Annotated in this window: 28 protein-coding genes; 15 read left to right on the forward strand and 13 right to left on the reverse strand. The window is 67.6% G+C overall.

All coding sequences use genetic code 11. From position 1 onward, the window contains the following. The 6 genes from QOC69_RS08420 to QOC69_RS08445 form a co-directional block, all read left to right on the forward strand. A partial coding sequence (locus tag QOC69_RS08420; protein ID WP_526438288.1) for a His/Gly/Thr/Pro-type tRNA ligase C-terminal domain-containing protein occupies window positions 1–756 on the forward strand: 756 nt, incomplete at its 5' end. A gap of 23 nt (window positions 757–779) precedes the next feature. Further along, the gene (locus QOC69_RS08425; protein ID WP_526438290.1) at window positions 780–1,715 is read left to right on the forward strand and encodes a thioredoxin family protein; all 936 of its coding nucleotides are present in this window, start codon (window positions 780–782) and stop codon (window positions 1,713–1,715) included. A gap of 391 nt (window positions 1,716–2,106) precedes the next feature. Next, a complete protein-coding gene (locus tag QOC69_RS08430; RefSeq protein ID WP_526438292.1) occupies window positions 2,107–3,213 on the forward strand; it encodes a type III polyketide synthase in 1,107 nt (368 codons plus the stop codon). A gap of 9 nt (window positions 3,214–3,222) precedes the next feature. Further along, entirely contained in the window at window positions 3,223–3,726 is a 504-nt protein-coding gene (locus tag QOC69_RS08435; protein WP_526438294.1) for an isoprenylcysteine carboxyl methyltransferase family protein, read from the forward strand. Window positions 3,727–3,996: 270 nt separating this feature from the next. Next, the gene (locus QOC69_RS08440; protein ID WP_526438296.1) at window positions 3,997–4,686 is read left to right on the forward strand and encodes a GntR family transcriptional regulator; all 690 of its coding nucleotides are present in this window, start codon (window positions 3,997–3,999) and stop codon (window positions 4,684–4,686) included. Beyond that, complete coding sequence (locus QOC69_RS08445; protein ID WP_526438298.1) at window positions 4,683–4,964, forward strand: RNA polymerase sigma factor; 282 nt, start codon at window positions 4,683–4,685, stop codon at window positions 4,962–4,964. The genes QOC69_RS08440 and QOC69_RS08445 overlap by 4 nt, the downstream gene beginning before the upstream one ends. Before the next feature lie 17 nt (window positions 4,965–4,981). Here the strand turns inward: QOC69_RS08445 and QOC69_RS08450 are convergent, their stop codons facing one another. Then, window positions 4,982–5,389 (reverse strand): DUF5709 domain-containing protein, encoded by a 408-nt coding sequence (locus QOC69_RS08450; RefSeq protein ID WP_526438300.1) that lies wholly within the window; start codon window positions 5,387–5,389, stop codon window positions 4,982–4,984. 70 nt (window positions 5,390–5,459) lie between these two features. Here QOC69_RS08450 and QOC69_RS08455 point away from each other — a divergent pair, with 70 nt between their 5' ends. Both QOC69_RS08455 and QOC69_RS08460 read left to right on the forward strand, forming a co-directional pair. Further along, window positions 5,460–6,530, forward strand: a complete 1,071-nt coding sequence (locus QOC69_RS08455) for an aldo/keto reductase (RefSeq protein WP_526438302.1) — start codon at window positions 5,460–5,462, stop codon at window positions 6,528–6,530. A gap of 2 nt (window positions 6,531–6,532) precedes the next feature. Next, window positions 6,533–7,201 (forward strand): HAD-IA family hydrolase, encoded by a 669-nt coding sequence (locus tag QOC69_RS08460; RefSeq protein WP_526438304.1) that lies wholly within the window; start codon window positions 6,533–6,535, stop codon window positions 7,199–7,201. 14 nt (window positions 7,202–7,215) lie between these two features. Here QOC69_RS08460 and QOC69_RS08465 read toward each other — a convergent pair whose 3' ends face one another. From QOC69_RS08465 to QOC69_RS08475, 3 genes are read right to left on the reverse strand one after another with little or no spacing between them, the layout of a single operon-like run. Then, window positions 7,216–8,169, reverse strand: a complete 954-nt coding sequence (locus QOC69_RS08465) for a 1-phosphofructokinase family hexose kinase (RefSeq protein ID WP_526438306.1) — start codon at window positions 8,167–8,169, stop codon at window positions 7,216–7,218. Beyond that, window positions 8,166–8,951 carry a DeoR/GlpR family DNA-binding transcription regulator gene (locus QOC69_RS08470; protein ID WP_526438308.1) on the reverse strand — a complete coding sequence of 262 codons (786 nt, stop codon included), beginning with the start codon at window positions 8,949–8,951 and terminating at the stop codon, window positions 8,166–8,168. The genes QOC69_RS08465 and QOC69_RS08470 overlap by 4 nt, the downstream gene beginning before the upstream one ends. Beyond that, a complete protein-coding gene (locus QOC69_RS08475; protein ID WP_526438311.1) occupies window positions 8,948–10,207 on the reverse strand; it encodes an FGGY-family carbohydrate kinase in 1,260 nt (419 codons plus the stop codon). Before QOC69_RS08475 ends, QOC69_RS08470 begins: the two co-directional genes overlap by 4 nt. 107 nt (window positions 10,208–10,314) lie before the next feature. Here QOC69_RS08475 and QOC69_RS08480 point away from each other — a divergent pair, with 107 nt between their 5' ends. Beyond that, window positions 10,315–11,160, forward strand: a complete 846-nt coding sequence (locus QOC69_RS08480) for a class II fructose-bisphosphate aldolase (protein ID WP_526438313.1) — start codon at window positions 10,315–10,317, stop codon at window positions 11,158–11,160. A gap of 132 nt (window positions 11,161–11,292) precedes the next feature. Here the strand turns inward: QOC69_RS08480 and QOC69_RS08485 are convergent, their stop codons facing one another. Genes QOC69_RS08485 through QOC69_RS08505 form a run of 5 tightly spaced genes read right to left on the reverse strand, consistent with a single transcriptional unit; the run spans window position 11,293 to window position 16,335 of the window. Further along, entirely contained in the window at window positions 11,293–12,342 is a 1,050-nt protein-coding gene (locus QOC69_RS08485) for an ABC transporter substrate-binding protein (RefSeq protein ID WP_526438315.1), read from the reverse strand. An 11-nt stretch (window positions 12,343–12,353) separates the two neighbouring features. Beyond that, window positions 12,354–13,424: an ABC transporter permease gene (locus QOC69_RS08490; RefSeq protein ID WP_526438317.1), complete on the reverse strand. Its 1,071-nt coding sequence runs from the start codon at window positions 13,422–13,424 to the stop codon at window positions 12,354–12,356. Beyond that, on the reverse strand, window positions 13,421–14,185 hold the full coding sequence (locus QOC69_RS08495) for an ATP-binding cassette domain-containing protein (RefSeq protein ID WP_526438319.1): 765 nt from the start codon (window positions 14,183–14,185) through the stop codon (window positions 13,421–13,423). Before QOC69_RS08495 ends, QOC69_RS08490 begins: the two co-directional genes overlap by 4 nt. Next, complete coding sequence (locus QOC69_RS08500) at window positions 14,182–15,219, reverse strand: class I mannose-6-phosphate isomerase (protein ID WP_526438321.1); 1,038 nt, start codon at window positions 15,217–15,219, stop codon at window positions 14,182–14,184. Before QOC69_RS08500 ends, QOC69_RS08495 begins: the two co-directional genes overlap by 4 nt. Before the next feature lie 33 nt (window positions 15,220–15,252). After that, window positions 15,253–16,335, reverse strand: coding sequence for a zinc-dependent alcohol dehydrogenase family protein (locus QOC69_RS08505; protein ID WP_526438323.1), 1,083 nt, complete (start codon window positions 16,333–16,335; stop codon window positions 15,253–15,255). Between the two features lie 129 nt (window positions 16,336–16,464). Between QOC69_RS08505 and QOC69_RS08510 the strand changes: the two genes are divergently transcribed. The 5 genes from QOC69_RS08510 to QOC69_RS08530 all read left to right on the forward strand — a co-directional run bounded on the left by QOC69_RS08510 (window position 16,465) and on the right by QOC69_RS08530 (window position 21,395). Continuing rightward, entirely contained in the window at window positions 16,465–17,499 is a 1,035-nt protein-coding gene (locus QOC69_RS08510; RefSeq protein ID WP_526438325.1) for a LacI family DNA-binding transcriptional regulator, read from the forward strand. Then, on the forward strand, window positions 17,496–18,062 hold the full coding sequence (locus QOC69_RS08515; RefSeq protein WP_526438327.1) for a P-loop nucleotide/nucleoside kinase family protein: 567 nt from the start codon (window positions 17,496–17,498) through the stop codon (window positions 18,060–18,062). Before QOC69_RS08510 ends, QOC69_RS08515 begins: the two co-directional genes overlap by 4 nt. 69 nt (window positions 18,063–18,131) lie before the next feature. Next, entirely contained in the window at window positions 18,132–19,118 is a 987-nt protein-coding gene (locus QOC69_RS08520) for a LacI family DNA-binding transcriptional regulator (protein WP_526438329.1), read from the forward strand. Then, complete coding sequence (locus QOC69_RS08525) at window positions 19,115–20,461, forward strand: FGGY-family carbohydrate kinase (protein ID WP_526438331.1); 1,347 nt, start codon at window positions 19,115–19,117, stop codon at window positions 20,459–20,461. The genes QOC69_RS08520 and QOC69_RS08525 overlap by 4 nt, the downstream gene beginning before the upstream one ends. Window positions 20,462–20,471: 10 nt before the next feature. Beyond that, the gene (locus tag QOC69_RS08530; RefSeq protein WP_526438333.1) at window positions 20,472–21,395 is read left to right on the forward strand and encodes a hypothetical protein; all 924 of its coding nucleotides are present in this window, start codon (window positions 20,472–20,474) and stop codon (window positions 21,393–21,395) included. A 20-nt stretch (window positions 21,396–21,415) separates the two neighbouring features. On the opposite strand, the gene QOC69_RS08535 is transcribed toward QOC69_RS08530, so the two are convergent. Further along, window positions 21,416–22,027 (reverse strand): FMN-binding negative transcriptional regulator, encoded by a 612-nt coding sequence (locus QOC69_RS08535; protein WP_526438335.1) that lies wholly within the window; start codon window positions 22,025–22,027, stop codon window positions 21,416–21,418. A 127-nt stretch (window positions 22,028–22,154) separates the two neighbouring features. On the opposite strand from QOC69_RS08535, the gene QOC69_RS08540 reads away from it, so the two are divergent. Continuing rightward, the gene (locus tag QOC69_RS08540) at window positions 22,155–23,264 is read left to right on the forward strand and encodes a Gfo/Idh/MocA family protein (protein WP_526438337.1); all 1,110 of its coding nucleotides are present in this window, start codon (window positions 22,155–22,157) and stop codon (window positions 23,262–23,264) included. Here the strand turns inward: QOC69_RS08540 and QOC69_RS08545 are convergent. From QOC69_RS08545 to QOC69_RS08555, 3 genes are all read right to left on the reverse strand, one after another. After that, on the reverse strand, window positions 23,250–24,164 hold the full coding sequence (locus QOC69_RS08545; RefSeq protein WP_526438339.1) for an LLM class flavin-dependent oxidoreductase: 915 nt from the start codon (window positions 24,162–24,164) through the stop codon (window positions 23,250–23,252). The genes QOC69_RS08540 and QOC69_RS08545 overlap by 15 nt on opposite strands. A 2-nt stretch (window positions 24,165–24,166) precedes the next feature. Further along, a complete protein-coding gene (locus QOC69_RS08550) occupies window positions 24,167–24,610 on the reverse strand; it encodes a VOC family protein (RefSeq protein ID WP_526438341.1) in 444 nt (147 codons plus the stop codon). A 199-nt stretch (window positions 24,611–24,809) separates the two neighbouring features. Then, on the reverse strand, window positions 24,810–26,210 hold the full coding sequence (locus QOC69_RS08555; RefSeq protein WP_526438343.1) for a WS/DGAT/MGAT family O-acyltransferase: 1,401 nt from the start codon (window positions 26,208–26,210) through the stop codon (window positions 24,810–24,812). Window positions 26,211–26,286: the final 76 nt, after the last annotated feature.

Genomic DNA, 26,286 nt, shown 5'->3' on the forward strand with positions numbered 1-26,286 from the left:
GACGGCAAGGCACTGCAGATGGGCACGTCGCACGAGCTTGGCCAGCGGTTCAGCCGCGCCTTCAACATCAGCTACTCCAGCGCCGAGGGCACGACCGAGCTGTGCTGGACCACTTCGTGGGGCGCATCGACACGGATGCTGGGCGGGCTGATCATGTGTCACGGCGATGACTTCGGGCTCGTCCTGCCGCCGGCGCTGGCACCGGTGCAGGCAGTCGTCGTGGTGGTCAAGGACACCGACGGCGCGGTCACCCGCGCAGCCTCTGCCCTGGTCGAGGAGCTCAAGGTGCGTGGCGTGCGGGTGAGGCTGGACGACATCGTCGCCCAGGCCTTCGGCTGGCGGGCCACCGAGTGGGACTTGCAGGGCGTGCCGATCCGGCTGGAACTCGGCCCGCGAGACCTTGCAGAGAACGCCGCGATGCTCTACCGGCGGGACACCCGCGACAAGACCAAGGTGGGTGTCGGCAACGTTGTCGACGAGGTGCTGCGGCTGACGGGTCGCATCCAGAGGGACATGCTCGATGCGGCGACTGCACGCCGCGACGCATTCGTCTCCGACTGCAGCACGCTCGATCAGGCGCGCGAGGTCGCACAGACGGGCGTCGCCCGCGTTCCGTGGGAGTTGGTCGGCACCGCCGGCGAACAGGACCTCGCCACCAGTGCCCTGACGGTGCGGTGCCTGCAACTCAGCGACGGGTCGCTGCCCGAAACCGATGACGACGCGGGTGTGCTCGCCTATATTGCGCGGGCGTACTGAATTACGAGCGCTGGGAGGATTCCATGGAGCGCAGTCACGAGTTCACCATCAGTCTGCCCGGTGAGGGCACCTATGTCATCAAGCTGCTCGAGGGCGTACAGCTCGAGCAGCGGGACGGCGCCACGATCGGCCGCTGGCCCGCCTTCGACTTGGATGCGAAGGGCGACAGCGAGTCCGAGGTCTATCAGGAGCTGCTTGGCGGCCTGCAGAAGCGGATTGGCGGCGGCCCCGGCTCGCCGGAGTTCGAGCCCTTCGCCGCCTACGTGCTCGAGCGCGGCACGCGGCTGTCGGACGAGGAGGCCGCGGCCCGCGAGCTGGCGAGGCTGCGCGAGATCACCATGCGCTGGCACGTCTCCGACGACGAGCAGTACACGATCCGGCTGTGGCAGGACGCCGAGGTGCAGCGCGACGGTGACACGGTCACCGTGCGCGCCTTCGGGCTGGAACGCAGCGGCCAACAGGTCGGCGGGGCCCTGCGGGCGCTGACCGGCGCCGTCGGTGAGGCGTGGGGCACGCACGACGCACCGGGTCCACGTTTCGAGGAGTTCACCAGCTGGGTGCGGTCGACGGGAGAGCCCGTGTCTGCCGACGTCCTGGCGCAGGAGGCAAGGGACGAGCGGGCCTACGAGGTTGCGCGCGACACGCTGACCGCCATCACCCCGGACGACATCACCGCCGAGAGCTCGACGGGCGTCCCGTTGCTGGTGGACTTCTGGGCCGAGTGGTGCGGGCCGTGCCGCCAGGTGACGCCGGTGCTGGCCGGGCTGTCCGAGCAGTGGTCCGGACGCATCGTCGTCCGCAAGATCGACGTCGACAAGTTCGAAGGCATCTGGGATCGGTTCAACTTCAAGGGCATCCCGGCCATGCTCTTGTTCAAGGACGGCCAGGAGATCCACCGCGTGATCGGGTTCGGCGGCAAGAAGCAGCTGATGGCCGAGCTCGAGCCGCACCTCGCTTGAGGCGGGTACCCAGCATCATCCCAGCCAATTCCGAGGGCTTCGTCAGTCGCGTTGAGTCGACGATGGGTACGCTTTATGGGGCGTTAAATCGGCGTTGGTATTCGTCGGCCCAAAAGGGAAATGCAAGCGTAATAATCGGTGAATGATCCGTGCATTCTTGGCCGGAGCAGTCGAGGTTTCCGCACGGTTATGCGGCATCTCAAAACCCTGTTGTCCCAGGCAAATACGCTGAATATGGCGGGATAATCTGAACAGCGATTCGCCCGGCCAAATGTGCAGTATCCCCGGCCATTTCGCGGCCCGAAAATCGAAAGTGTTGGGACTCACATATGTCGTGGCGTATGTCCTAAAACACGTGAACGGGCCACGGGCCCAGTTCGTCTGCCTATGTATGACAGATAAAACAATTTTGACAGCGATCGACTCACCCGCACTCAACCGAACCGGTGCGCCAAGCATCGCCGGGGCGGGGGTGGCGTTCACCCCGTACCGGTACACCCAGGAAGAGGTTGCAAGTGAGCTCACCAAGGTCGGCGGACCGGAGTTCATGCGCTTCGCTCAAACCGCCGGGGTGGACTACCGCAACCTTGCGCTACCGGTTTCGCGCTACCCGAACATGTCTGGCTTCACCGAAGCAAACGCGGCATACGTGGACGTCGCATGCGATTTGAGTCAGCGGGCCGTGGTGTCCGCGCTCGACGCGGCCGGCATCGCACCCGAGGAAGTCGACGTCATCGTGATGGTATCGAGCACCGGAATCGCGGTGCCGACCGTCGACGCACGCATCGCAACGGGGATCGGCCTGCGTGAAGACGTGAAACGGATCCCGTTGTTCGGGCTGGGTTGTGTCGCGGGCGCGGCAGGGATGGCCCGCGTCCACGACTACCTGCGTGGCTTCCCTGGCCACGTGGCGGTCTTGCTGTCGGTTGAATTGTGTTCTCTCACACTTCAGCACGACGACACGTCGATCCCGGCTCTCATCGGCGTGTGCCTGTTCGGCGACGGTGCGGCTTCGGTGATCCTCACCGGGGCGGACTGGGTCCCGAACAGCCCGACGGCGAAGTCGGGTCCGAGGGTGCTGGACACCCGCAGCCGGCTCTTCCCGGGAACCGTCGACGTCATGGGGTGGAACGTCACCTCCAACGGATTCCAGCTCGTCATGTCCAAGGACGTGCCCAAGATGGCTGATTCCTACCTCGGCGACGAGGTCGACCGGTTCCTCGCCGACCACGGTCTGTCGACCGAGGACATCTCGACGTGGATCTGCCATCCGGGTGGTCCGAAGGTGATCGAATCGATCGAGAACGCGATTGGCATGCCACCGGAGGCTCTTGTGCACAGCTGGAACTCCATGCGGGAGCACGGCAACATGTCATCGGCATCGGTGCTGGACGTCCTTCGACGGACCATCGTCGAGCCACCGCCCGAAGGTTCGCTCGGAGTGATGCTGGCGATGGGGCCGGGCTTCAGCTTCGAGCTGCTCCTGCTGAGCTGGTAGGGGCCGACCATGTGGTACTACCTGTTCATCCTGGCAATTGGAGCCGAACGATTGGTGGAACTCGTCGTCTCCCGACGCAACGCTGCGTGGTCGATTGCGCAGGGCGGCAAGGAGTTCGGCCAAGGTCACTATCCGGCGATGGTGTCGATGCATGCCCTGCTCCTGGTCAGCTGCATAGTCGAAGTCTGGACGATGCATCGACCGTTCATCCCCTGGCTGGGCTGGCCGATGCTGGTGGTCGTGGCTCTCAGCACCGTCCTGCGCTGGTGGTGTGTGGCGACACTGGGCAAACACTGGAACCCACGGTTGATTGTGATCCCGGACGCACCCCTGGTGAAACGCGGGCCATACCGTTGGCTGCACCACCCCAACTACACGGCGGTCATCGCCGAGGTGACGGCGCTTCCGCTGGTGCACTCGGCGTGGCTGACCGCGATCGTGTTCACCATTGCCAACGCTCTCGTACTGAACGTGCGGATCAGAGCGGAGAACAGGGCGTTGGGTTACGCATGAGGCGGGAGCGCCGACGGCGGACCCGCTTTCACGTTCCGGCGACCTGCCTGAGTTAGCCGACGATCGATCGGTGATTCGTAGCAAGGATGCGGTGTATGGGCGCGCGCCCATACACCGCATCGTGCTGCCGCCACCGAGAACCCACCGCACCACAACAGCGCGGTAACCGACGACCAGCTGACGACCAACTGCTCGCACACGGGCCATTGGCAGCACCCCCACAGGAAGGACCCGTATACAGAATCTATAGGCGGTATCCAAGGAGGCTGAATGGCATACGCGAGTGCAGCGGCACGGGTCGCTTCCGAGCTACGGTCAGAAATTTTGCAGGGTGATATCACGCCGGGCTCGAGACTTTCTCAGCAGAGCACGGCCGAGCGGTTCGGCGTGAGCCGCATCCCCGTACGCGACGCACTCCAGATCCTCGCCGGAGAGGGACTCCTGCATCCGGTGTCGAACGCGACCGCCGTGGTGACCGGGATGTCCATCGCAGAGTTGCAGGAACTGTACGAACTACGCGAGGCCATCGAACCGCTAGCCACCCAGATCGCCGTTCCGAATGTCGGCCGCGCAGACCACATCACGATGCGCAAGCAGCTCGAAATCATGGAAGAACACGCCGATACCCGCACCTGGTTGGCGGCGAATACCGCCTTTCACGCCGCGGTGTACGAGCGTGCGGACCGTCCGCGGATGATCGAGCTGGTCGAACGGTTGCGAGGCCTCACCGACCGCTACATGTACGTCCACATCGAGGTGGTCGGTGAGACCGCGCACCTAGTCTCAGAGCATCTGGGCATTCTTGCCGCAGTCGAGAGCGGTGATTCCGCATTGGCCGCCCGGCTTACTCGCGAGCACCTGGCGTCGTCGCACGACTTCATCCTCAGGTATCTGATGGACAATCAGGCCACGGCCGGCGGCATCGATCAATTCACCATGAAAGCCACGCTGACTTCGTGACCGCGGACTGTGACGACGACCGGCACGCGCACATCGACGCGTCCCGAGCCCATGAGGCGAACAAGAAACCGGTCGATCGCGAACTCGTCAGCGAAGCCTTGAATCGATTGCAGCCGTTGCACCGAGAGGTGATCCGCAAGGCCCAGCACCTGGGCTGGACCACCGACCAGATCGCCGCCGATCTGAACATCGACGAGCCGGTCGTAAAGTCCCAGCTGCACTACGCACTACACAGCCTGCGGCACCTGTTGATCGACCCACCGCTGCGTTGGCAATAGCGTGCCGACTCGGCAGCTCAGTCCTCGTCGTCGATGACGTGGACGGCCGCCTCTTCGGCGGAGGCGGCGCTCCCGTCGATACCAACGTCACTGGCCAGCAGGTCTGATTCGTCGTCCACGTTCACTCCCTCGTCGGGCGCGACGAGCCGGCCCGCGCGGCGGTCGCCGACCTCGTCGTCCTCGGAGAAATCGGCCCCGGGATCGTCGTCGCCGAGCTGCATGGCCGGATCGGGTTCTTCCTCGGTGAGAAGCTCGTCCAGAGTCTCGTGGTCTCTGGGTTCCTTCCACTTTTCCGGCGGCGAATAGCCCTCGTCCAGGACGTCGTCGACTCCGCGATCGATCAGGGTGTCCTCCTGGGACAGTTGATCGTCGTCATCAGTGCTGTACAGGCCGGCCGACTCTTCGGGGGTCTCTGGGCTGCTCATCCGTCAACGATGTCACATCTCGATGCAGCACCCTCCTGGGCTCAGCGCGTGCACACCTACGATGAGTTTCATGAACGAGGATTTCGCCGTCGCTGACGTTCCCTTCACCCACGACCCCTGGGTGGCCGCGCGGGACCGCTACGACGGGATGCCGTATCGCCGCGTGGGCACCTCCGGTCTGCTTCTGCCGGCGATCTCACTCGGCCTTTGGTACAACTTCGGTGACAACCGGCCGTTCGATACTCAACGCGAAGTGCTCCGCTACGCGTTCGACCGCGGCATCACGCATTTCGATCTCGCGAACAACTACGGACCGCCGTACGGCTCGGCCGAGGAGAACTTCGGCCGCATGCTGCGACGGGACTTCAAGCCCTACCGCAATGAGTTGGTCGTCTCCACCAAGGCGGGGTGGGACATGTGGCCAGGCCCCTACGGTCAGCTCGGCGGCCGGACCTATGTGCTGTCCAGCCTGGACGAGTCGCTAGACCGGCTTGGACTCGATTACGTCGACATCTTCTATTCGCACCGCATCGACGCGAACACGCCACTCGAGGAGACCATCGGCGCCCTCGACACCGCGGTGCGGGCGGGTAAGGCGCGCTACGTCGGCATTTCGTCCTACTCGGCCACCAAGACGGCCGAGGCAGCGGCGATCGCGCGGCAACTGGGCACGCCGCTGGTCATCCACCAGCCGTCGTATTCGTTGCTCAATCGGTGGATCGAGGGTGATCTCGTTTCCGAGCTCAAGAACGCCGGCATGGGCGCGATCGCCTTCACCGCGCTCGCCCAGGGTCTGCTCACGAACCGCTATCTGGACAAGCCCGCAGCCGACATCGCCCGCGCCACCGAGCGCCCGACCTTCGACGATGACCTGGTGACCGGCGAAGTGCACGAGCGGCTGCAGGGACTCGCCGGAATCGCCGAGCGGCGCGGCCAGTCGCTGGCGCAACTGGCTTTGGCCTGGGTGCTCCGCGACCCTACGGTCGCGTCCACTCTCGTCGGCGCATCCAGCGTCGCTCAGTTGGAGGAGAACCTCGGCGCGCTCGACAACTTGTCGTTCACCGCCGAGGAACTCAGCGAGATCGACCGGTACGCTTCAGATTCCGGCATCGACCTGTGGCGCGAGAGTTCCGACCTGTAGTCGTGAAGGTCGGCGACACCACGAGCCTCGCCGTCGATCGGCTCCTGCTCGACTGCGATGGTGTCCTCGTCGACTCACACGACGCCGCTGCCACCGCATGGAATCTGTGGGCCAAGCGCTGGGCCCCCGGCTTCGACTTCCACCGCGACATTGAACACGGGCGACGGATCCGTGACGTGGTCGCCGAATTGGTCAGCACGCCAAGCGATGTCGCCGAGGCCGCCCGCGAACTGACTCGGCTGGAGCTGGACCACGCGATCAACGTGGTGGCCATCCCTGGAGCACGACAACTCCTGGATTCCAGCCCCGCGGGAAGCTGGGCAGTCGTCACCTCCGGCGGTCGCGCAATCGCCACCGCACGCATGGCGTCGGCCGGTCTCCCGCAGGCACCCGTACTCGTCACCGGCGAAGACGTGAAGAACGGAAAGCCCTCCCCCGATCCGTACCTCCTGGCCGCCCAGCGCCTGCACACATCCCCCCGATGTTGCGCCGTGTTCGAGGACGCACCCGCAGGAATCACGTCGGCGCACGCCGCCGGGGTGGCGACGATCATCGGAGTCGGTGCCAATGCGTGCACTCCCGAGGTGACGCTCGCGGTCTCCGACCTCAGCGGCGTCCGCTTCGACGGACGCGAACTCCACATCGACCTCAGCACGATCCTCGGCGTGTAGCCAGCAAGGGGCCGTCAGGCGAGCGGCGTCACGGCCTCGGCCGGGGTGATGGTGACCGGACGGTGAGGGTCGGGCAGGCCGAGCAGCGTGCCCTCGTGCTCGACGGCGGTGGCGCCGAAGCGCAGGGCATTGGCCAGCGCCTCGGTGGGCGTCGCGCCGGCGTGCAGGGCGGCGAGCCAACCGGCGAGGAGCGCGTCGCCCGCTCCGACCGTGTTCACGACGCGGCCCGCGGCAGCGCGGCCGTGCAGTGGCCGGGGCAGGTCGGCGTCGACGAGGAGGGCGCCGTTGTGGCCAAGGCTGATCAGCACGGTGCGCACCCCACGCACGAGCAGCACCTGCGCCGCGTCGGCCACGTCGCCGAGCGTCGCCAGATCCCGGCCAGCGACCTCCGCGAGTTCCTCGGCGTTGGGCTTCACCATGTGCGGCAGTCGGTCGCCGTGCTGCGAAAGCACTTGTGTCAGAGCGGGGCCGGAGGAATCGATGGCGACGAGCCGGCCGGTGGCCCTGGTATCGGCCACGGCGTCGGCGAACCGCTGCGGCGTGAACCCTCCTGGGAGACTCCCCGCCCAGACCACCCAATCACCAACGGTGCTGCCCGCCAACGTCGTTGCGTACAACGCGTCGACCTCGGCGTCCGACAAATGCGGGCCGGGCTCGTTCACCTTGGTACTGCGCCCATCGTCCTCGATGAGCGAGATGTTGCTGCGCACCGCACCGGCGATCGGCACGTCGACGTGCTCGACGCCGAGATCGTCGAGTAGCGAGGCGATCTCGCGCCCGGCACTGCCCCCGATCGGAAGCACTGCGCGCACGTCGACCTCGACGCCGTGCAGTGCAAGGGCAACGTTCACGCCCTTACCGCTCGGCTCCACCATCGTGGTGGTGGCCCTGTTGACCTGGCCGCGCGCGAGCCGGTGCAGATGCAGTGTTCGGTCGAGGCTGGGGTTTGGCGTGACGGTGGTGATCATTCGGCCACCTCGACGGTGACGTCCGCTGCCAGCAAGCGCTCGCGGTGCTCGAGTGTGATGGCGTCGTCGGTGACGAGGACGTCGACGTCGGCCAGCGTGGCGTGCCTCGCGTGGCTCTCGCGGTCGAACTTGCTCGTGTCGACGAGGAACACCCGTTGGCGCGCTGCCGCGAGCATCTCGTGCTTGACCCGCGCCTCCTCGACGTCCGGGGTGGTGAGGCCGCGGCTGAACGACAGCGCGTTGGTGCCGAGAAACGCCACGTCGACGTTGATCCCGGCGAGCGCGTCGACGGTGAGGGGTCCGACCGCGGCCATCGTCTGTGGCCGCACCCGGCCGCCGAGGCTGACGGCGGCGATGCCGCGCCGCAACAGCGTGGCCAGTACCGGCACCGCGTTGGTGTAGACGACGAGCTCGCGGGTCGTCGGCAGCAACTCGGCCAGTCGTGCCGTCGTCGTTCCTGCGTCGAGGAGCACGGTGCCGCCGTCGGGCACGAAGTGCAGTGCGTGCCGGGCGATGGCGAGCTTCTGCTCGGGCCGTTCGGTCCGCGAGGCGACGTTGGGTTCGTCCTGTCGGCGCTGGCAGGGGATGGCCCCGCCGTGTACGCGCCGCAGCAGTTGGCGCGCCTCGAGCTGCGCCAGGTCCTTGCGGACGCTCTCTGCGCTGACACCGAAAAGCTCGGCAAGCCGGGCGCTTTCGACGCGATGCTCGGTTTGGAGTAGGCGAAGTACCTCGGTCTGCCGCTCGTCGGCGAACCATGTCCGTTCCGGGTCGCCCGTCGTCACCGGGCGTCCAGATATTCGTCGGGGCCGAGCGTGCCCACGGCACGCGCGGCGAGTACCGCTGCGCCGAGCGTGCCCGCCTCCTCGACGGCCGAGACCTCGAGATGGTCGAACCGGGCCGCCTTCGCGCGCATGACTTCCTCGCTGTGCCGCCATCCGCCGGTGACGACGACGCGCGTGGCGGGCCCGACGGCGCCGTCCATCGCGCGGTGCAACTCGAGCGCTTCGTCGGCGGCAGCCGCAACCACCGCCCGCCAAAGTTCGCCAGGCCCGTCCGACCCACGCTCGGCGTCGGCGTCGAGCTGGGCCAGCCCATCGGGGCCAACGCCGAGCAGCTCGAGCGCACGCTGCTGCGCCAGGCCGCCCTCGGTGCCGCCGAGCAGGCTCCAGTGGCCCGCCCGGATGCTCGGGTCGGTCGTGATGCCCGCGGCGGCCAGCCGGGCGACGTTGGCACGGCTCGGCACGCTGGGCACGGTGCGCACCAGCGCCTCCGCGGTACCCGACGAATCCAACTCGTCGCCAGGTCCGACCGCGCGAGCGCCGAGTGCCGACGCCTGGTGGTCGTGACCGGCCAGCGTGAGCACCGCCCCGCGCAGCAGGGGGCTCACTGATTCGGACGTCACCGTGCCCACCGGCGTACCGGCCCGAACCAGCGGCGGCATCAGCTCGGGACTGGCACCTGACCAGGCCAGCGCCTCGTCCCACCAGTCGCACTTCGCCACGTCGAGCCAGCCGGTGCGGCCGGCCAGCGACAGCTCGACGACGATCTCGCCGCCGAGACGGCGCACCACCCAGCCGCCCACGTCGAAGCGCAGCGTGGCGGCTCTGCTGGGCGGTTCGTGATCCAGCAGCCAGCGGTGCTTGGTGAGCGAAAACTGGCCCCGAAGCGGCTTGCCCGCGACACCGCCGAACGCATCGGGACCGAGCTGCTCGCTGAGGTCGGCCACCTCGTCGCCGTCACGGTCGTCATGCCAGGCGATCACCGGCGCCAGCGGCCGCTCCTGGGCGTCGGTGAGGACACCGGACTCCCCCATGCTGGTGATGCCGACCGCGCGCACGGGCACCCCGGCCGCCTCGGCGGCCGCGCTCAACGCATCAAAGGCGCTGCGCCACAAGGTTTCTGCATCGGTTTGGGTGCCCTGCGGGCCGACGTTCCACTTGGTGGTGGCCCGGCCGGTGCCGAGTGCCGCACCGTCCTCGCCGTAGACCACGGCCTTGCTGGACGTCGTCCCGACGTCGAGCCCGGCGAACGCGGCCATCGGCGCTCCTGACCCTTGTTGACGGTATTGCCCTGATTGGGGTTTCGTGGATATGGTTGCGTATTGTTGGAGACGCGTCAACCCCGCATCGATCGAGCAGGAGCACCATGTCGCTGGTCACGACCGCCGAACTGGTCCGCGACGCGCGATTGCGCGGCGGCGGCGTCGCGGCCTTCAACGTCATCACGATCGAGCACGCCGAGGGCATCGTCGCCGGCGCCAGCCGGTCCGGTCACCCGGTGATCCTGCAGGTGAGCGAGAACACGGTGAAATTCCACGGCGGTCAGATCCGTCCGCTGGCCGCCGCACTCAACGCCCTGGCATCCGAAGCCGACGTTCCGGCGAGCCTGCATCTCGACCACGCCGAGACGGCGGAACTGTGGCACCGAGCCCCGCTCGCCGGCTACTCCTCGGTGATGGTCGACTGCGGATCGCTGCCCCACCAGCAGAACGTGGCCATCACCGCCGACATCACCAAACTGCTGCACGAGCATGGGCTCTGGGTCGAGGCCGAGCTCGGCCACGTCGGAGGCAAGGACACCCAGGCGCTCAGCGCGCACGCGCCGGGCGTGCGCACCGATCCGCGGCAGGCCGCCGTCTTCGTCGCCTCGACCGGCGTCGATGCCCTCGCCGTTGCGGTCGGCAGCTCGCATGCCATGACGACGCAGACCGCGCGCCTCGACCTCGACCTCATCGCCGCACTGCGCGACGCGGTGCCGGTGCCGCTGGTGCTGCACGGCTCCTCGGGCGTGCCCGACGACACGCTGCGGGCCGCCGTTCGGGCCGGCATCGTGAAGGTCAACATCGGCACCGCGCTCAACGTGGCCTACACCGGCGCGCTGCGCGAGGCGCTCGCCGCTACTACCAAGGTCGACCCGCGGGCGCCGCTGGAGACCGCGCGCGCCGCGGTCGCCGACACCGTCGCCAGGCTGCTCGACGTCGTCGCTACCTAAATGCGACCAGTCCGCAAGCGGCTCCAGCAAAAGTACCTGAAAACTTGTATTTTCAGGCACTTTTGCGTCTGCTCGGCAGGAGGCGGTTGCGGACTGCTCGGCGGGAGAACGGGACTGCTCAGCGGGTGACCGTCAGCAGTTCGACTTGTACGCCGCCGCGCCGCCCTCGCCGTCCAGGTTCTCCTTCGTGATGATGGTGAAGCCGGTCTGCACGTCCTTGGTGTTCTTGCCGCCGTCGAGTGCAGTCACCGCCTCGTCGACACCGAACTTGCCGATCAGACTGGGCTCCTGGGCAACTAGCGCCTGGACGGTGCCCTCCTTCAGCGCCTGGATCTGATTCGGGCCTGCGTCGAAGCCGACGATCTTCACCTGGCCGCTCTTGCCTGCCTGCTTGACGCCGGTGGCTGCGCCTTCGGCGGCGAACAGGTTGGCAGCGAAGACGCCGACGAGGTCGGGGTCCTTCTGCAGCTGGGCGCCCATGAGCTGGGCGGCGGTGGCGGGATCGTCGTGGCTGTACTGCACACCGACATAGGTGAACTTGTTGTCGGCCTTGACGGCGTCCTCGAAGCCCTTGGTGCGGGCATCGGTCGTCGAGATGCCGGGATCGACTCCCATCACCATGACCTTGCCGCCCTCGGGATGCAGCTTCTTGATGGCATCGAACGCGGCCGTGCCGCCGCCCTCGTTGTCACTGGCGATCGCGGACACCGCGAAGGACGGATCATTCGTGGTGGTGTCGACGAGCACCACCTTGATCCCGGCCGCGGCCGCCTGCTCGAGGGGCTGCTGCATGGCCTGCACGTCGGTCGGTGCGACCAGCAGCGCATCGGGCTTGCTTGCGACGATCGAGTCGACGATCGGCTTCTGCAGCGTCGGGTCGAACTTCTGCGCGCCCTGGGTGTTGACCGTGACGCCGAGCTTGGCCGCCTCCTCCTGCGCGCCACACTGCATCGTGATGTAGAACTGATCGCCCGCCACGCCCTGCAGGAACTGGATGTTGTAGTTCTTGCTTGCCTTCGCCGGAGCGGCAACGGTCGTGGCCGCCGCCTCCGAGGTGGCAGGGGCTCCGCTCGACGACTCACCCGCGCCGCTCGACTGCGGCTTCGACGATGTGCACGCCGGGAGTGTGAGCACTACCGCTCCCAATGCTCCCGCGACGAGCATTACGCGCTTACGGTTCACTGGCGTTCCTTTCATTTGGAACCTCTTCGTTTGAAGAGGCCTCTTGTCCGCGCACTGCGCATGGCCGCGGCGCGTCGGGTTTGGTCGACGTAGACGGCGGCGATGAGCACCGAGCCGACCGCGACGCCCTGCCAGAACGGCTGGACGCCGATGATGACGAACCCGGACTGCAGAACGGCCGGGATGAACAAGCCGACGACGGTGCCGAAGATCGTCCCGTAGCCGCCGAAGATGGACGTGCCGCCGATCACCACTGCGGCGATGACGTTGAGATTCGTCAACGACTGCCCGGCGATCGTCGTGGTCCCGTACTGAGCGAGCGAGAGCAGCGCACCGACCCCGGCCAGGGTTCCGGCCAGCGCGTACACGAACACCAGGTGGCGCGTCACCTTGATGCCGGTGCGACGGGCGGCCTCCTCATTGGAGCCGATGGCATACGTGTAGAGGCCGAACTTGGTCTTGTGCAGCAGGATTCCGCCGATGACGAGGACGATCAGCGCGACGAAGGGCAGGCCAGGAATGCCCAAGATCTTCGTGTACGCGCTGAAGTCGGTCAGTTCGGCTGGCACCGAACGGATATCGATGCCGCCGGTGATCACCTGCGCCAGACCCAACGCGATCGAGAGCGTGCCGAGGGTAACGATCAACGCGGGCACTTTTGCCCTGGCGACCAGGAAGCCGTTGAACGTGCCCCACGCCATGCCACTGACGACCGCGGCGACCAGCCCCATGGCCGCCACACCCAGTCCACTTCCACCCATCGCCGCCATCACCTTGGCTGCGACCACTGACGAGAACACCAAGACCGAGCCCACCGACAGATCGATGCCCGAGGTGATGATGACGAACGTCATCCCGACGCCGAGCACCGCCCACACCGCGACGTTCTGCGACATCAACGAGAAGTTGCCTGCGGACAGAAAGCGGTCGCCCGCGATGACGGTGAAGAACAGGCAGATGACGATCAGGACCCCGAGGATCCACACCGCCTGTAGCCCGAGTGCCCTCTTCAGCAGCGACTGCGACCGGTCGGCCTCATCGCCACCGCGGACGACGGCCGGTTCGTTGGCGATGGTGCTCACGCCGCACCCTCCCTCGTGTCCAGCGCGCCGGTCATGGCGCCCACCAATGTCTCCACGGAAGTGCCGTGTCCCGGATAAGTGGCGACGCGCCGGCCAAGCCGCAGCACCTGGATCCGGTCGCACACCTCCAGCACATGCGGCATCGAGTGGCTGATCAGGACGACCGCAATGCCCTTGTCACGCACCCGTTTGATCGACTCCAGCACGTTCTTGGTCTGGACCACGCCCAGCGCTGCGGTCGGCTCGTCGAGGATGACGACCTTGTCCGCCCAGGCGATGGCACGCGCGATCGCGATGCCCTGTCGCTGTCCGCCGGACATCGTCCCCACGGGCGAGGTCAGCGATCGCACCGTCGCCCCGAGCTGGTTGAACGACGCGGATGCCTGGCGGCGCATCTCCTTCTCATCCATGAAGCCGAGGCGGCCGAGGATCCCCTTGCGCGCGATCTCCCTGCCGAGGAAGACGTTCTGCACGGGGTCGAGATGCGGCGCGAGCGCCAGATCCTGATACACCACCTCGATGCCGAGGTCGTTCGCTTGCCGCGGGGTGGTCAACCGCACCGGTTTGCCCTCGAACCGGACCTCGCCCTCGTCCAGCTCGAGGCTGCCCGACAGTGCCTTGATGAGTGTCGACTTCCCCGCGCCGTTGTCGCCGATCAACCCGACGACCTCGCCGGCACCGACGTCGAAGTCGACGCCGTCCAGTGCGCGGACGTGGCCGAAACTGCGCGAAATGCCCTGCGCCTCAAGCAATGGGGTCATGCTGTGCCTTCCCGTTCCGTGGTGTTCGCCGTGCGCTGCGGTGGCCAGGTGGTGCCCGGTCGGCAGACCAGCAATCGGGCGTCGCCGTCGACGTGCCAGTCGCCCGAGCACGCGGGGACGACGAGGGTCTGACCCCTTGCGACGTCGAGGGGCTGGCCGCGCGATCCCGTCAGCGTCCCGGCTCCAGACAGCACCACGGCGACGGCGAACCCGGCGGGCACGTCGACGCCCGACGTCAGTAGCTCCATGCGGAAGAACGGCACGGCCTCCTCCGGCAGCACCTCGACCAGCCCGGCAACGTGGGCGGCGGTGTGCCGGGTCAGCACGGAGACGTCGGTGAGCGCGGCGGTTTCCACGACCGAGAGCGCCACGTCCCTGGCGAGGCCGAGAAAGATCTCGTCATCGGAGGCCGTGGTGTTGGTGCGCTCCAACAAGATTGACTGGTCGGTGGGCTCCTGCGCTTCCACGAGCAGGATGCCGGCCCCGATCGCGTGCGGTGTGCCGCCCGGCACCAGCACGCCGTCGCCCGGTCGCACGGGGATCCGGTGCATGAGCGCCAGCATCGCGTCGGCGTCCTGCGCCTCGACCAGCGCCGAGACGCGGTCGGGGTCGACGTCCTCGCGCCAGCCCACCCACACGGCGGCATCGTCGTCGGCTTCCAGGACGTACCACGCCTCGGTCTTGCCGTAGGCGCAGCCAAGGTGCCGCGACGCGTACGCGCGGGTGGGGTGCACGTGGACGGGAAGGCGCTGCCCGGCGTCGAGCAGCTTCACCAGCACGCCGGTGTCGCCAGGGTCGCCGTCGTCGCGGCCCAGCCAGTCGCGCGGTTCCGCACGGACCGCATCGCGCAGCAGCGTGCCGTCGGCGAGTCGCGCGGGTCCGAGGCTCGGCTCGCCGTAGCGGGCTACGGTGGCGCCCACCCACTCCTCGGGCGAGCGCTCACCGACCGGCGGTAGGCCGCGCCACGCGGCAAGCGCGGGCCCGCCCGCGTACCAGTGCGGTACGACGTTGGGTGGCAGGAGCTGTGGTTGCACGATCACCTCTCTGTGATGCTCCGGTCGGTTGGCTCAGGCGACGATGACGACCTTGTGTGCGGTCGGGTCGGCGCGAAGGGCGTCCAATGCGTTCCCGTATTCGTCCAGCCCGAATCGGTGGGTGATGAGGCCGTCGGTGCGCACCCGCCCGCCACGCAGGGCGTCGATGGCGGCGCCGAACGATGTCATCTCGGCGAAGGATCCCTTGATGGTTATCTCGCGGCGGAACACGTCGAACGGGTGGAACCGGACGAGGTCGCTTTCGCGGGTGACGCCGTAGACCAGAACGGTGCCGCCGCGACGGGTCAGCGGCACACAGATGTCGCCGACGGTCGGCGAGCCGGTGGCCTCCACGACGGCGTCGTACCCGTCGCCGTGCGGCGAGACCGCAAGCAGCGCAGCGATGTTGGCGTCCGGGTCGTCGCGTGAGATCCGTACCACCCGGTCCACCCCGAGCCTGCTGGCGGTGTCGAGTTTGAACTGGCTCGGGCCTGCGACCGTCACCGACGACGCGCCGCCGGAGGCGATGAGCTGGGCGAGCAGCAGCCCGGTCGGCCCGGCTCCGAGCACCAACGCGCTGCCACCGGGGCGCATCTGCAGCGTCTCCAGGCCATGCATTGCGCACGACGTCGGTTCGCTGAACACGGCGGTGTCCGCGGGCATCCCCTCGGTCGAGAACACCAACTTGTGGTCCGCGACGGTGTACTCGGCGAAGAAGCCCTGGAAGTTGCTGCCGTACCCCTTCATGTCCGCGCACTGTCCCAGCCGGCCCGCCAGGCAGTAGGCGCACTCGCCGCAGTACACGTTCGGATTCACCGTGACCTGCTGGCCGATCTGGAACCTGCTCACTCCCTCGCCGAGTTGATCGACCACACCCACCAGCTCGTGGCCGGGCACCAGAGGGAACACCGCACCGAAGTCGCCCTCGTGGATGTGCAGGTCCGTTCCGCAGACACCGACCTGGCCGACCTTGATGCGGACCTGCCCCGGCGCCGCCTGGGGCGTCGGGATGTCGGTCACCGACCACGTCTTGGCGGCCTCGTAGTACACGGCCTTCATGTGCCCGGTCCGTCCTCTTCTTTCGAGTTCCTCGAGTTCGTGTGTTACGTGGGTCACTCTGGAACTGGCTACGTGCCGGGACAGTACGCCACCTCCGTCGGTATGTCACCGGTGTCAGAAAATTGGTCCACAAAACCTGACATCGGTGACATACTGGCCGCCGACCGAGGCGAGGAGGAATCGTCGATGGCCACGATGCGCGATGTCGCACAGCGGGCTGGGGTGAGCGCCAAGACGGTTTCGCGCGTGGTCAACAACGACCGCTACGTCTCCGCAGACGTCCGCGAGCGCGTCGAGCGGGCCATCGACGAACTGCAGTACGTGCCCAACATGCTGGCCGTGACGTTCCGGACCGGCCGCGACGCCGCGATCGGCGTTGCGGTGCCAGGCGTGGCAGATCCGTTCTTCGCCAGCATCATTGACGCCGTCGAGCGCGAAGCCAGCCAGCGCGGGGTCGCGGTCATCGTGACGAGCGTCGGCTGGGAGCCGTCGCACGAGCAACGCTCCATCGAGGCGGTCCTGCACCGGCGGGTGGCCGGCATGATCATCTGCCCAGTCGGCCCCGACATGTCCTTCCTGCGCACCTGGCAGACGCGCACTCCGCTGGTGTTCGTCGACCGCGTACCCGGTCGGCTGACTGCCGACGCCGTGGTGCAGGACGACGTCGGTGGTGGCCGCGAGGCGACTAGGCACCTGATCTCGCACGGGCACGAACGCATCGCATTCGCGGGCGATGAGGCCGTGACGGGAATGCTGCGTCTGCAGGGCTGCCAGCAGGCGCTGGCCGAAGCCGGACTGCCGCAGCGAAGCGATCTCGTCCACCTCGGCGCCGTGGACACGGCCACGGTGACCACCGCGATGCACCGCATGCTCGAGGCACCCGACCCGCCGACCGCGGTGTTCTCGTCGAACGCCCGCTGTACCGTCTCGCTGGTATCGGCACTGCAGACCTTGCGCCGCAAGGACATTGGTGTCGTTGGTTTCGGTGACTTCCCCACGGCGGCAGCGCTCAACCCCGCGGTGACGGTGATCCATCAGGACGGTGACGCGATGGGACGCTTCGCGGCGGGCCGGCTGTTCACCCGGCTCGATCAGCCAACCCGGCGGCTGCGGCGGCGCACCGTCCTGCCGGTTTCGCTGGTGACGCGCACGTCTTGTGCGATGCCCGGCGAGAAGGTACGCGCCGGACACGGTGAGGTCGTCGACGGCGTCGGCGCATGACCGCGCTGCCGGTGGTGCTGCTGTCCGGCGCACCGGCATCTGGCAAGAGCACGCTGTCGCACCTGGTCGCGCGCGAGCTGCGCGCGGCCGTGATCGGGCAGGACGTCGCCACCGCTCCCCTCGTCGCGGTCGTGCAACGGCTGGTGGGCATCGACGACCTCGACGACCCGCGATTGGCCGGGCTGACCCGAGATGCGCGCTACCGGGTGGTGCTCGACCTCGCCGTCGACAACCTCGCGGCGGGTGTACCGGTGGTGCTGGTCGCCCCGTTCACCGCTGAGCGCTCCGACGCGGCCGCGTGGGCGGCGACCCGCGACCGGCTGGTGGCCGCGGGCGGCACGCCGTTGCTGGTCTGGCTGCGCCTGGAGCCAGCCGAAGTGCTGCGCAGGCTGCGCGAGCGCGCCGCGGACCGGGACGCCGCGAAACTCACCGATGACGCCGCTTACCTTTCCGGACCGGCCGCGACGGCAGGCGACCCGCCCGTCGTGCCCCACCTGGCGCTCGATGCGACCCTGCCCGCCGGCGAACTGGCCCGCGCCGTCCTCGACGCGCTCCCGCGCTGACGTCTTGCCATCGATGGCATAAACCGGCAGACTGGGTCATGCCATCGATGGCACAAACTGGGAGTGGCATTGACCAAGAGCATCTTGCGCGACGTCGCCGCGGCAGCGGGGGTAAGCCTGCGCACGGCGTCACGCGTGCTCAACGAAGACCCCAGGGTCGCGGTCGGTACCCGAGCGCGGGTGCAGCAGGTCATGCGGGACCTGAGCTACACACCCGACTCGATGGCCCGCTCGCTGCGCGCAGGCACTGACACCGCCGTTGGCATGGTCGTCGAGTCGATCGCCGACCCGTTCTTCTCCGCGATGGTGGAAGCCGTCGAGCGGGCCGAGTCGAACAGCGGCAAGTCGGTGCTCGTCGCGTCGACGCACGGGGACCCCGCCCGCGAGCGGGACGTCGTCGTGCAGATGCTCTCGCGCCGGGTCTCCGGCATGTTATTGGCTCCCACTGCCGGTGACCACGCCTGGCTGCGCACCAACACACCGCTGGTGCTGGTCGACCGCGCCGCTCCCGGGCTCGATGCCGACGTGGTCGGCATCGACGACGAGGCCGCAACGGCGGATGCCGTGAATCACCTCGTCGCGCACGGGCACCGCCGGATCGCCTATGTCAGCGACCACCCGCTGGTGCCGACGTCGCGGGCCCGGCTGGCCGGATACCGGCGCGCCATGGCCGCGCACGGACTCGACACGGGCCATGAGCTCGTCCGCGCTCAGTGCCCTGACTCGCGATCAGCGGCGGAGGCGACCCGAGACCTGTTGGCCGGCAAGGTTCCCCCGACCGCGCTACTGAGCGCGGCGACCCGCTGTTCGCTCGGTGTCGTGCCGACCCTGCACGCCCTCGGCCGAACCGATGTCGCGCTCGTCTGCTTCGGTGACTTCGCCATGGCCGACCTACTGCGACCCGGTATCACGGTCGTCGACCATTCGGCTGAGGCCGTCGGCGCGGCGGCCGCCACCCGGCTTGCCGAGCGGATCGCCCAACCCGACCTGCCAACGTCGACGCTTCACGTTCCCGTGCGGCTGATTCCGCGCGGCTCCGGGGAGCTGCGGCCGTGATCGCCCGTGACGCGGTGATGGGTGTCGACCTGGGCACCACGATGTCGAAAGCCTTGTTGCGCACACTAGATGGCGAGCAGCTGGCGTTGGTCGAGGCCCGCACGCCGTGGACGACGACGCAGGACGGCGGCACCGAGCTCGACGCCGAGTGCTTCGTCGGACTCGCCGTCGAACTGTTGCGCCGCGCCTACGAGCAGGCCTGCGCCGGTGCGCCGCTGCGGGTGTCGGCGGTTGCCGTCGCGGGATTGGCCGAAAGCGGGGTGCTGCTCGACGGTTCCGGCAGTCCGCGGACCCCCGTGGTCGCGTGGTTCGACGGTCGCGGCACCCGGCAGATCGAGTCGATATCGTTGCGCAACACGTACTTCGGACCTCACTTCATACGAAGGACCGGGCTGCCGCTGGACTGTCAGGCCAGCGTCGCGAAGCTATTGTGGTTCGTCGACGACGGGTTGGAGCTGACGCCGGCGCACCGCTGGCTCAGCATGCCCGAATACGTCGTGTACCGGCTCGGCGGCGAGCTGGTACACGAGCCGTCGCTGGCGTCCCGAACCGGCCTGCTCGACCAGGCGACGGGCGCACCGTGGACCGAAGGTGCGGAGGAGCTCGGCCTGCCACCGACGCTGCTGCCCGCCCGTCAGCCGTACGGCGAGAGCGTGGGCACGCTGGCGCACGCCGGATTACCGGCGGGTCTGCAGGATGCCGCGCTCGTCATCGGCGGCCACGACCACGCAGTGGCGGCCATCGGTGTTGGCGCGACGGGCCAGGACGAACTGTTCAACTCCACCGGAACCGCCGATGTCGTCGTCCGGTCGTTGCCGGGTGTCCTCACCGACGATCAGCGTGAACACCTTGTCGGGAAAGGCATCTCGGTCGGCATGCACGTGCTGCCCGGCACTAGCGCGCTCATCGGTGGTGTCCGCGGCGGCCTGTTGCTGCGCCGGGTGCTCGCGCTGCTGGGTACGACCGCCGCTGCGGAGCGGGACGCGCTCGACCATGCGGCGCTGGCGGTCGGGTCGCTGCCCGCCGGCCTCGACGTCTCGGGGGCCGGTCCGACGGGCGACGACGTGGTTCTGCGCATGCGCGACGGAGCCGATCCGGCGACCGTCTGGGCCGCCGCGACGCGCTACACGGCGCGCGAGACCAGGGCCCTGCTCGACCTGATGGAAGCCGTCGTCGGCCCGCACTCACGGGCGGTTGCCAGCGGCGGCTGGACCCGTATGGCGAGCGTGCGGGCGGCGAAGTCCGCAGTGATCGACCATTTGACGTTCTCCGAGTTGTCCGAGCCCGGCGTTGCGGGCGCCGCGCTGTTGGCCCAACGGGCCACCATCCCAAGCCGCGTCTAGAAGGAGCGACATGTCCACACAGTCCACCACCCAACCCCTGCGCACACTTGCCGACATCGCGACGGACGGGGTGTTCTCGATCATCGCGATGGACCAGCGAAACACGTTGCGGCGTATGTTCAGTGCGGTCGGCATCGAAGCCACCGACGAGGACTTGGTGCTGGCCAAGACCGACGTCGCCCGCGTCCTCACCCCGATGGCGAGCGGCATCCTGTTCGACCCGACGTACGGCGTCCCCGCGGTCACCGGCACCGGGGCGCTCGCCGAGTCTTGTGGCCTGCTGGTGGCTTCCGAGCCTGCCGAGCGCGGAAAGCTTGGGATGGAGCCGATCACGCGCCGCGACCCGGCGCTGGACTCGCGGTGGGTGCTGTCGCAGAGTGGTGACGCGAACAAGTTCTTCGCCCAGTTGCGGGCCGACCGGCCCGCGCCCGCCGCTGGCGAGCCGGATCTCGTCGAGCAGTGCCTGCAGGCCGTGCGCGAGGTCGTCGCCGACTGCAAGCTGGTCGGCATCCCGTCGGTGATCGAGAACCTGGTGTACCCGTTCGAGGGCGAAGACCTCTCGGGCAGGCGCCGCGAGGACGCCGTCATCGAGGCGGCGCGCGCACTGAACGAGATCGACTGCGACCTACTGAAGCTGGAGTACCCCGGCTCCCCCGAGGGATGCCGCCGGCTTGCCGAGGTGCTCGACCGGCCATGGGCGGTGCTGTCTGCAGGTGTGCCGTTCGACGAGTTCACCAAGGTGCTGCAGATCGCCTTCGACGAGGGCGGCGCTTCTGGATTCATTGCGGGGCGTTCGGTGTGGCGCGAATCGCTGCAGCTCTCGGGTTCCGAACGTGAGCGATTCCTGGTCGATGTCGCCCGTCCGCGCCTGGAGCGGCTGGTCGCCGTGGCCACCGACCGCGCCCGCCCGTGGACCGAGTTCGCCGGACCGTAAGCGGGCTGACCCCGCAGTGGTCAGCGCCGGTGCTCCCGCACGGCCGCTGCACCCAACTCGTCGCCGACCTCCGCTAGGCCCGCGATCACCCCGTCGATGTCGGCGTCCGGTCGGTTCTGGCTGAGTTTGAACTTTCCCTCGATGCGGGTGATGGCGATCTCCACGCCGACGATCGCCCGCAGCTGTCCCTGAACGAATTTCTCCGGTGCGTCGTCGACCGACCACGGCGCCGGCCTGCCTGCCTCGTGCTGATCGGTGAGACGCCGCACCAAGGCGGCGAGCCATTCCACGTCGTCGTGGACGGTCAGCGCGCCGTGGACGTGGGCGGTCACGTAGTTCCAGGTCGGCACGACCCGGCCGTGTTCGACCTTCGAGGCGTACCAGGACGGGCTGATGTAGCTGTCGGGTCCACGGACGATGACGAGGGCCTCACCCAGAACCGGCTGCCGCCAGTGATCGTTGTTGCGGGCGAAATGCCCGAGCAGTGTGCGGCGCTCGCGGTCGTAGACGAACGGCAGCATCGTGGCCCGCAGCCCGTCAGGGGTGGCAGTGATCAGATCGGCTGCGCCGTGTCGGGCGAGCAGCTCGTTGACGGCTGCCTCGTCGGGAGCGAAGTGGGACGGGACGTACATGTGGAGTTCCTTGTCGCGGTCATCGTGTACACCCAGTATCTCCTCCTCCGAGTGGTTCGAGGGCACCGAGATCTGTGGTTGAGTTCGAGTACGGCAACGAAGCGCCGCTACAAGAGGATTCGAAGCGATGAGCGAGCTCGGTATCGGCGTCATCGGTCTTGGCGGCTTCGGGCTGTTCGCGCTGCAGCAGTTCGTGCAGGTTCCCGGGGTGCGGCCGGCGGCCATGGCAGGCACCGCGCGACCGGCCGCCGTTGCGGCGGCGCAGCGTTATGGGCTCGAGGACGTCATCGACGTCGATCGCCTGCTCGGACTGCCTGCGGTCGATTTGGTCTACATTGCGACGCCACCGTTTCTGCACTACGAGCAGTCGAAGCTCGCACTGTTGGCCGGCAAGCACGTCATCTGCGAGAAGCCGCTTGCGCTCACGGTCGAGCAGGCCGACGAACTGGTGGAGCTCGCGCGCCGACAGGACCGGTTGCTCGTCGCGAACCTGATGCAGCGGTACAACCCGCTGTTCGACGTCGTCGGTCAGGTCATCGATCGCAGGCCGCTTGGCGAATTCCTGCACGGCTACTTCGAGAACTACGCCTCCGACGAGAATCTTCCACCGGAGCACTGGTTCTGGGATCGCGAGAAGAGTGGTGGAATCTTCGTCGAGCACGGCGTGCACTTCTTCGACATGCTGACGGGTTGGCTGGGCCCGGGTAAGGTCGTCTCCGCGCAGGCCAGTCGCAGGTCCGACGGCTGCGAGGACCAGGTGCAATGCACGGTGCGATACCCGGGCGGCGGGCATTTCAACTTCTACCACGGCTTTCACCAGCCGGCCCGGTTGGATCGGCAGGAGCTTCGGCTGGTCTTCGAACGCGGCGACCTGGTGTTGCACGGTTGGGTGCCAACGAGCGTCCGCATTCATGCGGTGGCCAACGAGTCGCAGACGCGCGAACTCAGCGACCTGTTTCCCGGCGCCCGCATCGACGTGCTGACGACCTTCAGCGCGCGCGATCGTGCGTTCTATTCGCACGGACACCAGCACGACGTCTATCAACAGTTCGAGCTGCAGTGGGATGGTCCGCAGAAGATGCCGTTGTACTGCGAACTACTGCGTCGCATGATGACAGATCAAACGGCGTGGATTCGCGACCATGGGCATCAGCGAACGATCAACGAACAGAACGGTCGCGACTCGGTCGCAATGGCCTGCGCGGCCGATGCGCTCGCTGCGTCAGCCCTTGAGTAGCGGTTGGACTTCGGAGCCGATGAAGGCAGCGAACGATTCGATGTCGGTGTCGGCGGCCGGTTGCAGCACGATGGTGTCGGCGCCGGCCGTCACCCAGCGGCGGGCGGCGAGTGCGATGTCGGCGGCGGTGCCGACCGCGGCGACGTCCTGAGCCGGGTCGAGATCCCAGTGCTTCAGCTCTCGGACGGCGTCGGCACTAGCGTCACGGCCCGTTGCGCACACGATGTAGACGGCGACCGAGTGCGGGCCAGGGGTGGATCGTTGTCGCAGACCGGAGTCGATGTGCCCGAGAGCTTCTCGCAGTGCGTCGGGTGAGGTGCCGCTGGAGAGGATCGTTCCGGTGGCGAGCTCCCCGCTGAGCTGCAGGGTTCGCGGTCCGGCCGCCGCGGCGAGCAGCTCGATGTTCGGGTTCGGTGGCCACTCGAGGCAGACGTTGGACAGCGTTACGTATCTGCCTGCGTAGGTGACGGTTTCGCCGCGAAGCAGTGCGCTCAGGCACGTGAGGTACTCGCGCAGGTAGGTCATCGGCGAGGCAAGCTTGACACCGATCTGGCGCATCCAGTCTTGGACGCCGTGGCCGACGCCGATGCGGACCCTGCCGGGAAAGGAGCGCTCCAGGGTGGCGATCTCCATCGCGGTGAGCGCGACGTTGCGCATCGGGGCGGGCAACACACCGATACCGACGGACATCCGCTCGCTGTTGGCAAGGGCGATCGCGGCCGCGGAGATTCCACCGGACGCGAAACAGTCTTCCCACAACCACATTTCGTCGAGTCCGGCGGTATCGGCGACGTGTGCGGCGGCGCCAAGAGTCTCGGGCGGGTACTGGGGCCGGAAGACACAGCCGACCCGGGGCGGTGACGTGGGTTCCTCCAGCGGGGCTCCGAGCGAATCTGGCACGCTCACCGGCCGGGAAGACGCGTGACGATCTCTTGGAGCATCCAGCCGTTGCCGTCCGGGTCGCTGAACGAAGCGAACGAGCAGTAGCTGCGACGCTGCGGGTCGGGGCCTGGTTCGCGTCCGGTGTTCCCGGCGTGGTGGAACACGCCGCCGACGTCGTGGAAGACTTCGCTCACCTCGGCGCCGTGGCTGACCAACTCGGCACGGGCCGCCTCGATATCGGTGACGATCAAGTACAGGCTCTCGACGGAGCCCGGTGTGGCCGTGGTGATTCCGGTGCCGAAGATGATCGAACACGCCGAGCCGGGAGGCGTCAGCTGGATCACTCTGAAGTCATCACCGGTGGCGAAGTCTGCATCCAGCCGCCATCCCAGGGCCACGTAGAAATCCTTGGCCCGGTCCACGTCGGAAACGGGCAGCACCGCGATCTCGAGTTTCATCTCCATGGCGCCGAAGCTCCTTTCGGCAGTGGCAGAAGCCCCGCCCTCCTAACGCACCGATTAGTGCGAAATCGACTATGCACGGTGGACGCTACGCGATCGCATCGCTGCGCTGATACGGGTTCACCGACGGAGCCGTCCGCTCTCGCGAGCGAGCCGCACCCGAAGTGATGGCCTGTGAGAAGGCGGGGATCCCACCGCTACTTCAAATGCGCCCCGGACCAATGCATTCGAGCAACTCCTCGAGCGCGACATCGAAGTCGTCGACCAGTCGCCACAGGTCGGGTAGCAGCTCCGGACAGGAGATGACGCCGACGTTCAGCTTTCCGTTCAGCGACATCGCCGTGACGTTCAGCCCGCAGCCGTGGAACAGCGGGCCCAGCGGATACATTGCCTCGACTTCACAGCCCAAGAAGTAGAGCTGCGTTTGCGGACCCGGCACGTTCGAAACGATGAGGTTGTGAACCGGGTGGCCGATGAGCGGCGAGTCGGCGACAAGCTGAAAAACCGAGCCGAACACCGCCCGGGCGGCCAGTTGGGCCCAGTCCTGCAACAGCGTCGGACTGATGACCGAACTGTGATTCTTGGCAGCGGCGTCGGCCCGCGCGATCGCACGTAGTCGATCCGCGGGGTCAGCGATATGCGTCTCCAGGCTGCAGAACATCCCCGACAACTGGTTGTGACCCGGGCGGTCGGACTTCTCGTGCACCGACACCGGCACCATTGCCACCAGCGACCGGGCGGGCAGTTCGGCGTGATCGCTCAAGAACCACCGCAGCACCGACGCGCACAACGCCATCACCACGTCGTTGACCGTCACCTCGAAACGGTCCTTGACCTTCTTGATGTCCTCGAGGTCCAGCTGCGCCAACGCGACGTTGCGGTCGGCGGTGACCGATGCGTTGAACCGCGTCGGCGGGCCCGCGAACGGCGCCGCCATGGTCAGGCCACCACGCGCGCGCCGCAGCGTCTTCGCGATCGTCGCAACGGTCGTCGGCAACACGGTGGCCAGCTGCCACGGACGAACGGCGAACCGCACCAGGCCGCCCGCCGCGATCTGCAGCGGGCCGGCGCTCCCAGCGCCCTCCACCGGTTCCGGCGGCGGCACGTCGGGTTCGGCGCTGCACAGCTGCGACAGCAGACTGGCGCCGGTCACCCCGTCCACCGCAGCATGATGCACCTTGGTCATCACCGCCAACACGCCGCCGGCGCACGGGTCGGTGTCGGCGACGCCATCGATCACCCACATCTCCCACAGCGGCCTGCTGCGATCCAGCGGCGCGGTCGCGAGGTGTCCGCAAACCTCGGCCAGTTCCCGTCGCCCTCCCGGCGACGGCAGCCCGATGCGCAGCAGATGACGATCGAGGTCGAACTCGTCGTCCTCGACCCACACCGGGTAGTCCAGATTGAGCTGGCTGTCGGCCAGCTTTGCCCGGAACTCAGGGATCGCCGCGATCCTTGTGGCCAGCTCGTCGCGAAGATGCTCAAACGTGTAGCCACCGGGCACCGTGGAGGTGTCCAGCTCGAGGATCGAGCACACATGCAGCGGCTGGGTGGGGCTTTCGATGTACAGGAAACTCGCGTCAAGGCCGCTGAGCCTTTCCATACGCCGATGCTAGGCGCATTGACCACGCGTCGAAACCAATTGTGCCCAACCGCAACGAGTTCCACGAATGGCATTC

The sequence above is a fragment of the Mycobacterium sp. genome, from assembly GCF_032162105.1.
GTDB lineage: Bacteria > Actinomycetota > Actinomycetes > Mycobacteriales > Mycobacteriaceae > Mycobacterium.

What these genes read in the sequence shown, in the direction of transcription:
- QOC69_RS08555 (WP_526438343.1), bottom strand. Translation starts at nt 26,210, where the DNA reads ATGGAAAGGCTCAGCGGCCTTGACGCGAGTTTCCTGTACATCGAAAGC.
- QOC69_RS08480 (WP_526438313.1), top strand. Translation starts at nt 10,315, where the DNA reads ATGTCGCTGGTCACGACCGCCGAACTGGTCCGCGACGCGCGATTGCGC.
- QOC69_RS08515 (WP_526438327.1), top strand. Translation starts at nt 17,496, where the DNA reads ATGACCGCGCTGCCGGTGGTGCTGCTGTCCGGCGCACCGGCATCTGGC.
- QOC69_RS08535 (WP_526438335.1), bottom strand. Translation starts at nt 22,027, where the DNA reads ATGTACGTCCCGTCCCACTTCGCTCCCGACGAGGCAGCCGTCAACGAG.
- QOC69_RS08475 (WP_526438311.1), bottom strand. Translation starts at nt 10,207, where the DNA reads ATGGCCGCGTTCGCCGGGCTCGACGTCGGGACGACGTCCAGCAAGGCC.
- QOC69_RS08430 (WP_526438292.1), top strand. Translation starts at nt 2,107, where the DNA reads ATGACAGATAAAACAATTTTGACAGCGATCGACTCACCCGCACTCAAC.
- QOC69_RS08465 (WP_526438306.1), bottom strand. Translation starts at nt 8,169, where the DNA reads ATGATCACCACCGTCACGCCAAACCCCAGCCTCGACCGAACACTGCAT.
- QOC69_RS08440 (WP_526438296.1), top strand. Translation starts at nt 3,997, where the DNA reads ATGGCATACGCGAGTGCAGCGGCACGGGTCGCTTCCGAGCTACGGTCA.
- QOC69_RS08530 (WP_526438333.1), top strand. Translation starts at nt 20,472, where the DNA reads ATGTCCACACAGTCCACCACCCAACCCCTGCGCACACTTGCCGACATC.
- QOC69_RS08435 (WP_526438294.1), top strand. Translation starts at nt 3,223, where the DNA reads ATGTGGTACTACCTGTTCATCCTGGCAATTGGAGCCGAACGATTGGTG.
- QOC69_RS08425 (WP_526438290.1), top strand. Translation starts at nt 780, where the DNA reads ATGGAGCGCAGTCACGAGTTCACCATCAGTCTGCCCGGTGAGGGCACC.
- QOC69_RS08550 (WP_526438341.1), bottom strand. Translation starts at nt 24,610, where the DNA reads ATGGAGATGAAACTCGAGATCGCGGTGCTGCCCGTTTCCGACGTGGAC.
- QOC69_RS08510 (WP_526438325.1), top strand. Translation starts at nt 16,465, where the DNA reads ATGGCCACGATGCGCGATGTCGCACAGCGGGCTGGGGTGAGCGCCAAG.
- QOC69_RS08450 (WP_526438300.1), bottom strand. Translation starts at nt 5,389, where the DNA reads ATGAGCAGCCCAGAGACCCCCGAAGAGTCGGCCGGCCTGTACAGCACT.
- QOC69_RS08455 (WP_526438302.1), top strand. Translation starts at nt 5,460, where the DNA reads ATGAACGAGGATTTCGCCGTCGCTGACGTTCCCTTCACCCACGACCCC.
- QOC69_RS08495 (WP_526438319.1), bottom strand. Translation starts at nt 14,185, where the DNA reads ATGACCCCATTGCTTGAGGCGCAGGGCATTTCGCGCAGTTTCGGCCAC.
- QOC69_RS08540 (WP_526438337.1), top strand. Translation starts at nt 22,155, where the DNA reads ATGAGCGAGCTCGGTATCGGCGTCATCGGTCTTGGCGGCTTCGGGCTG.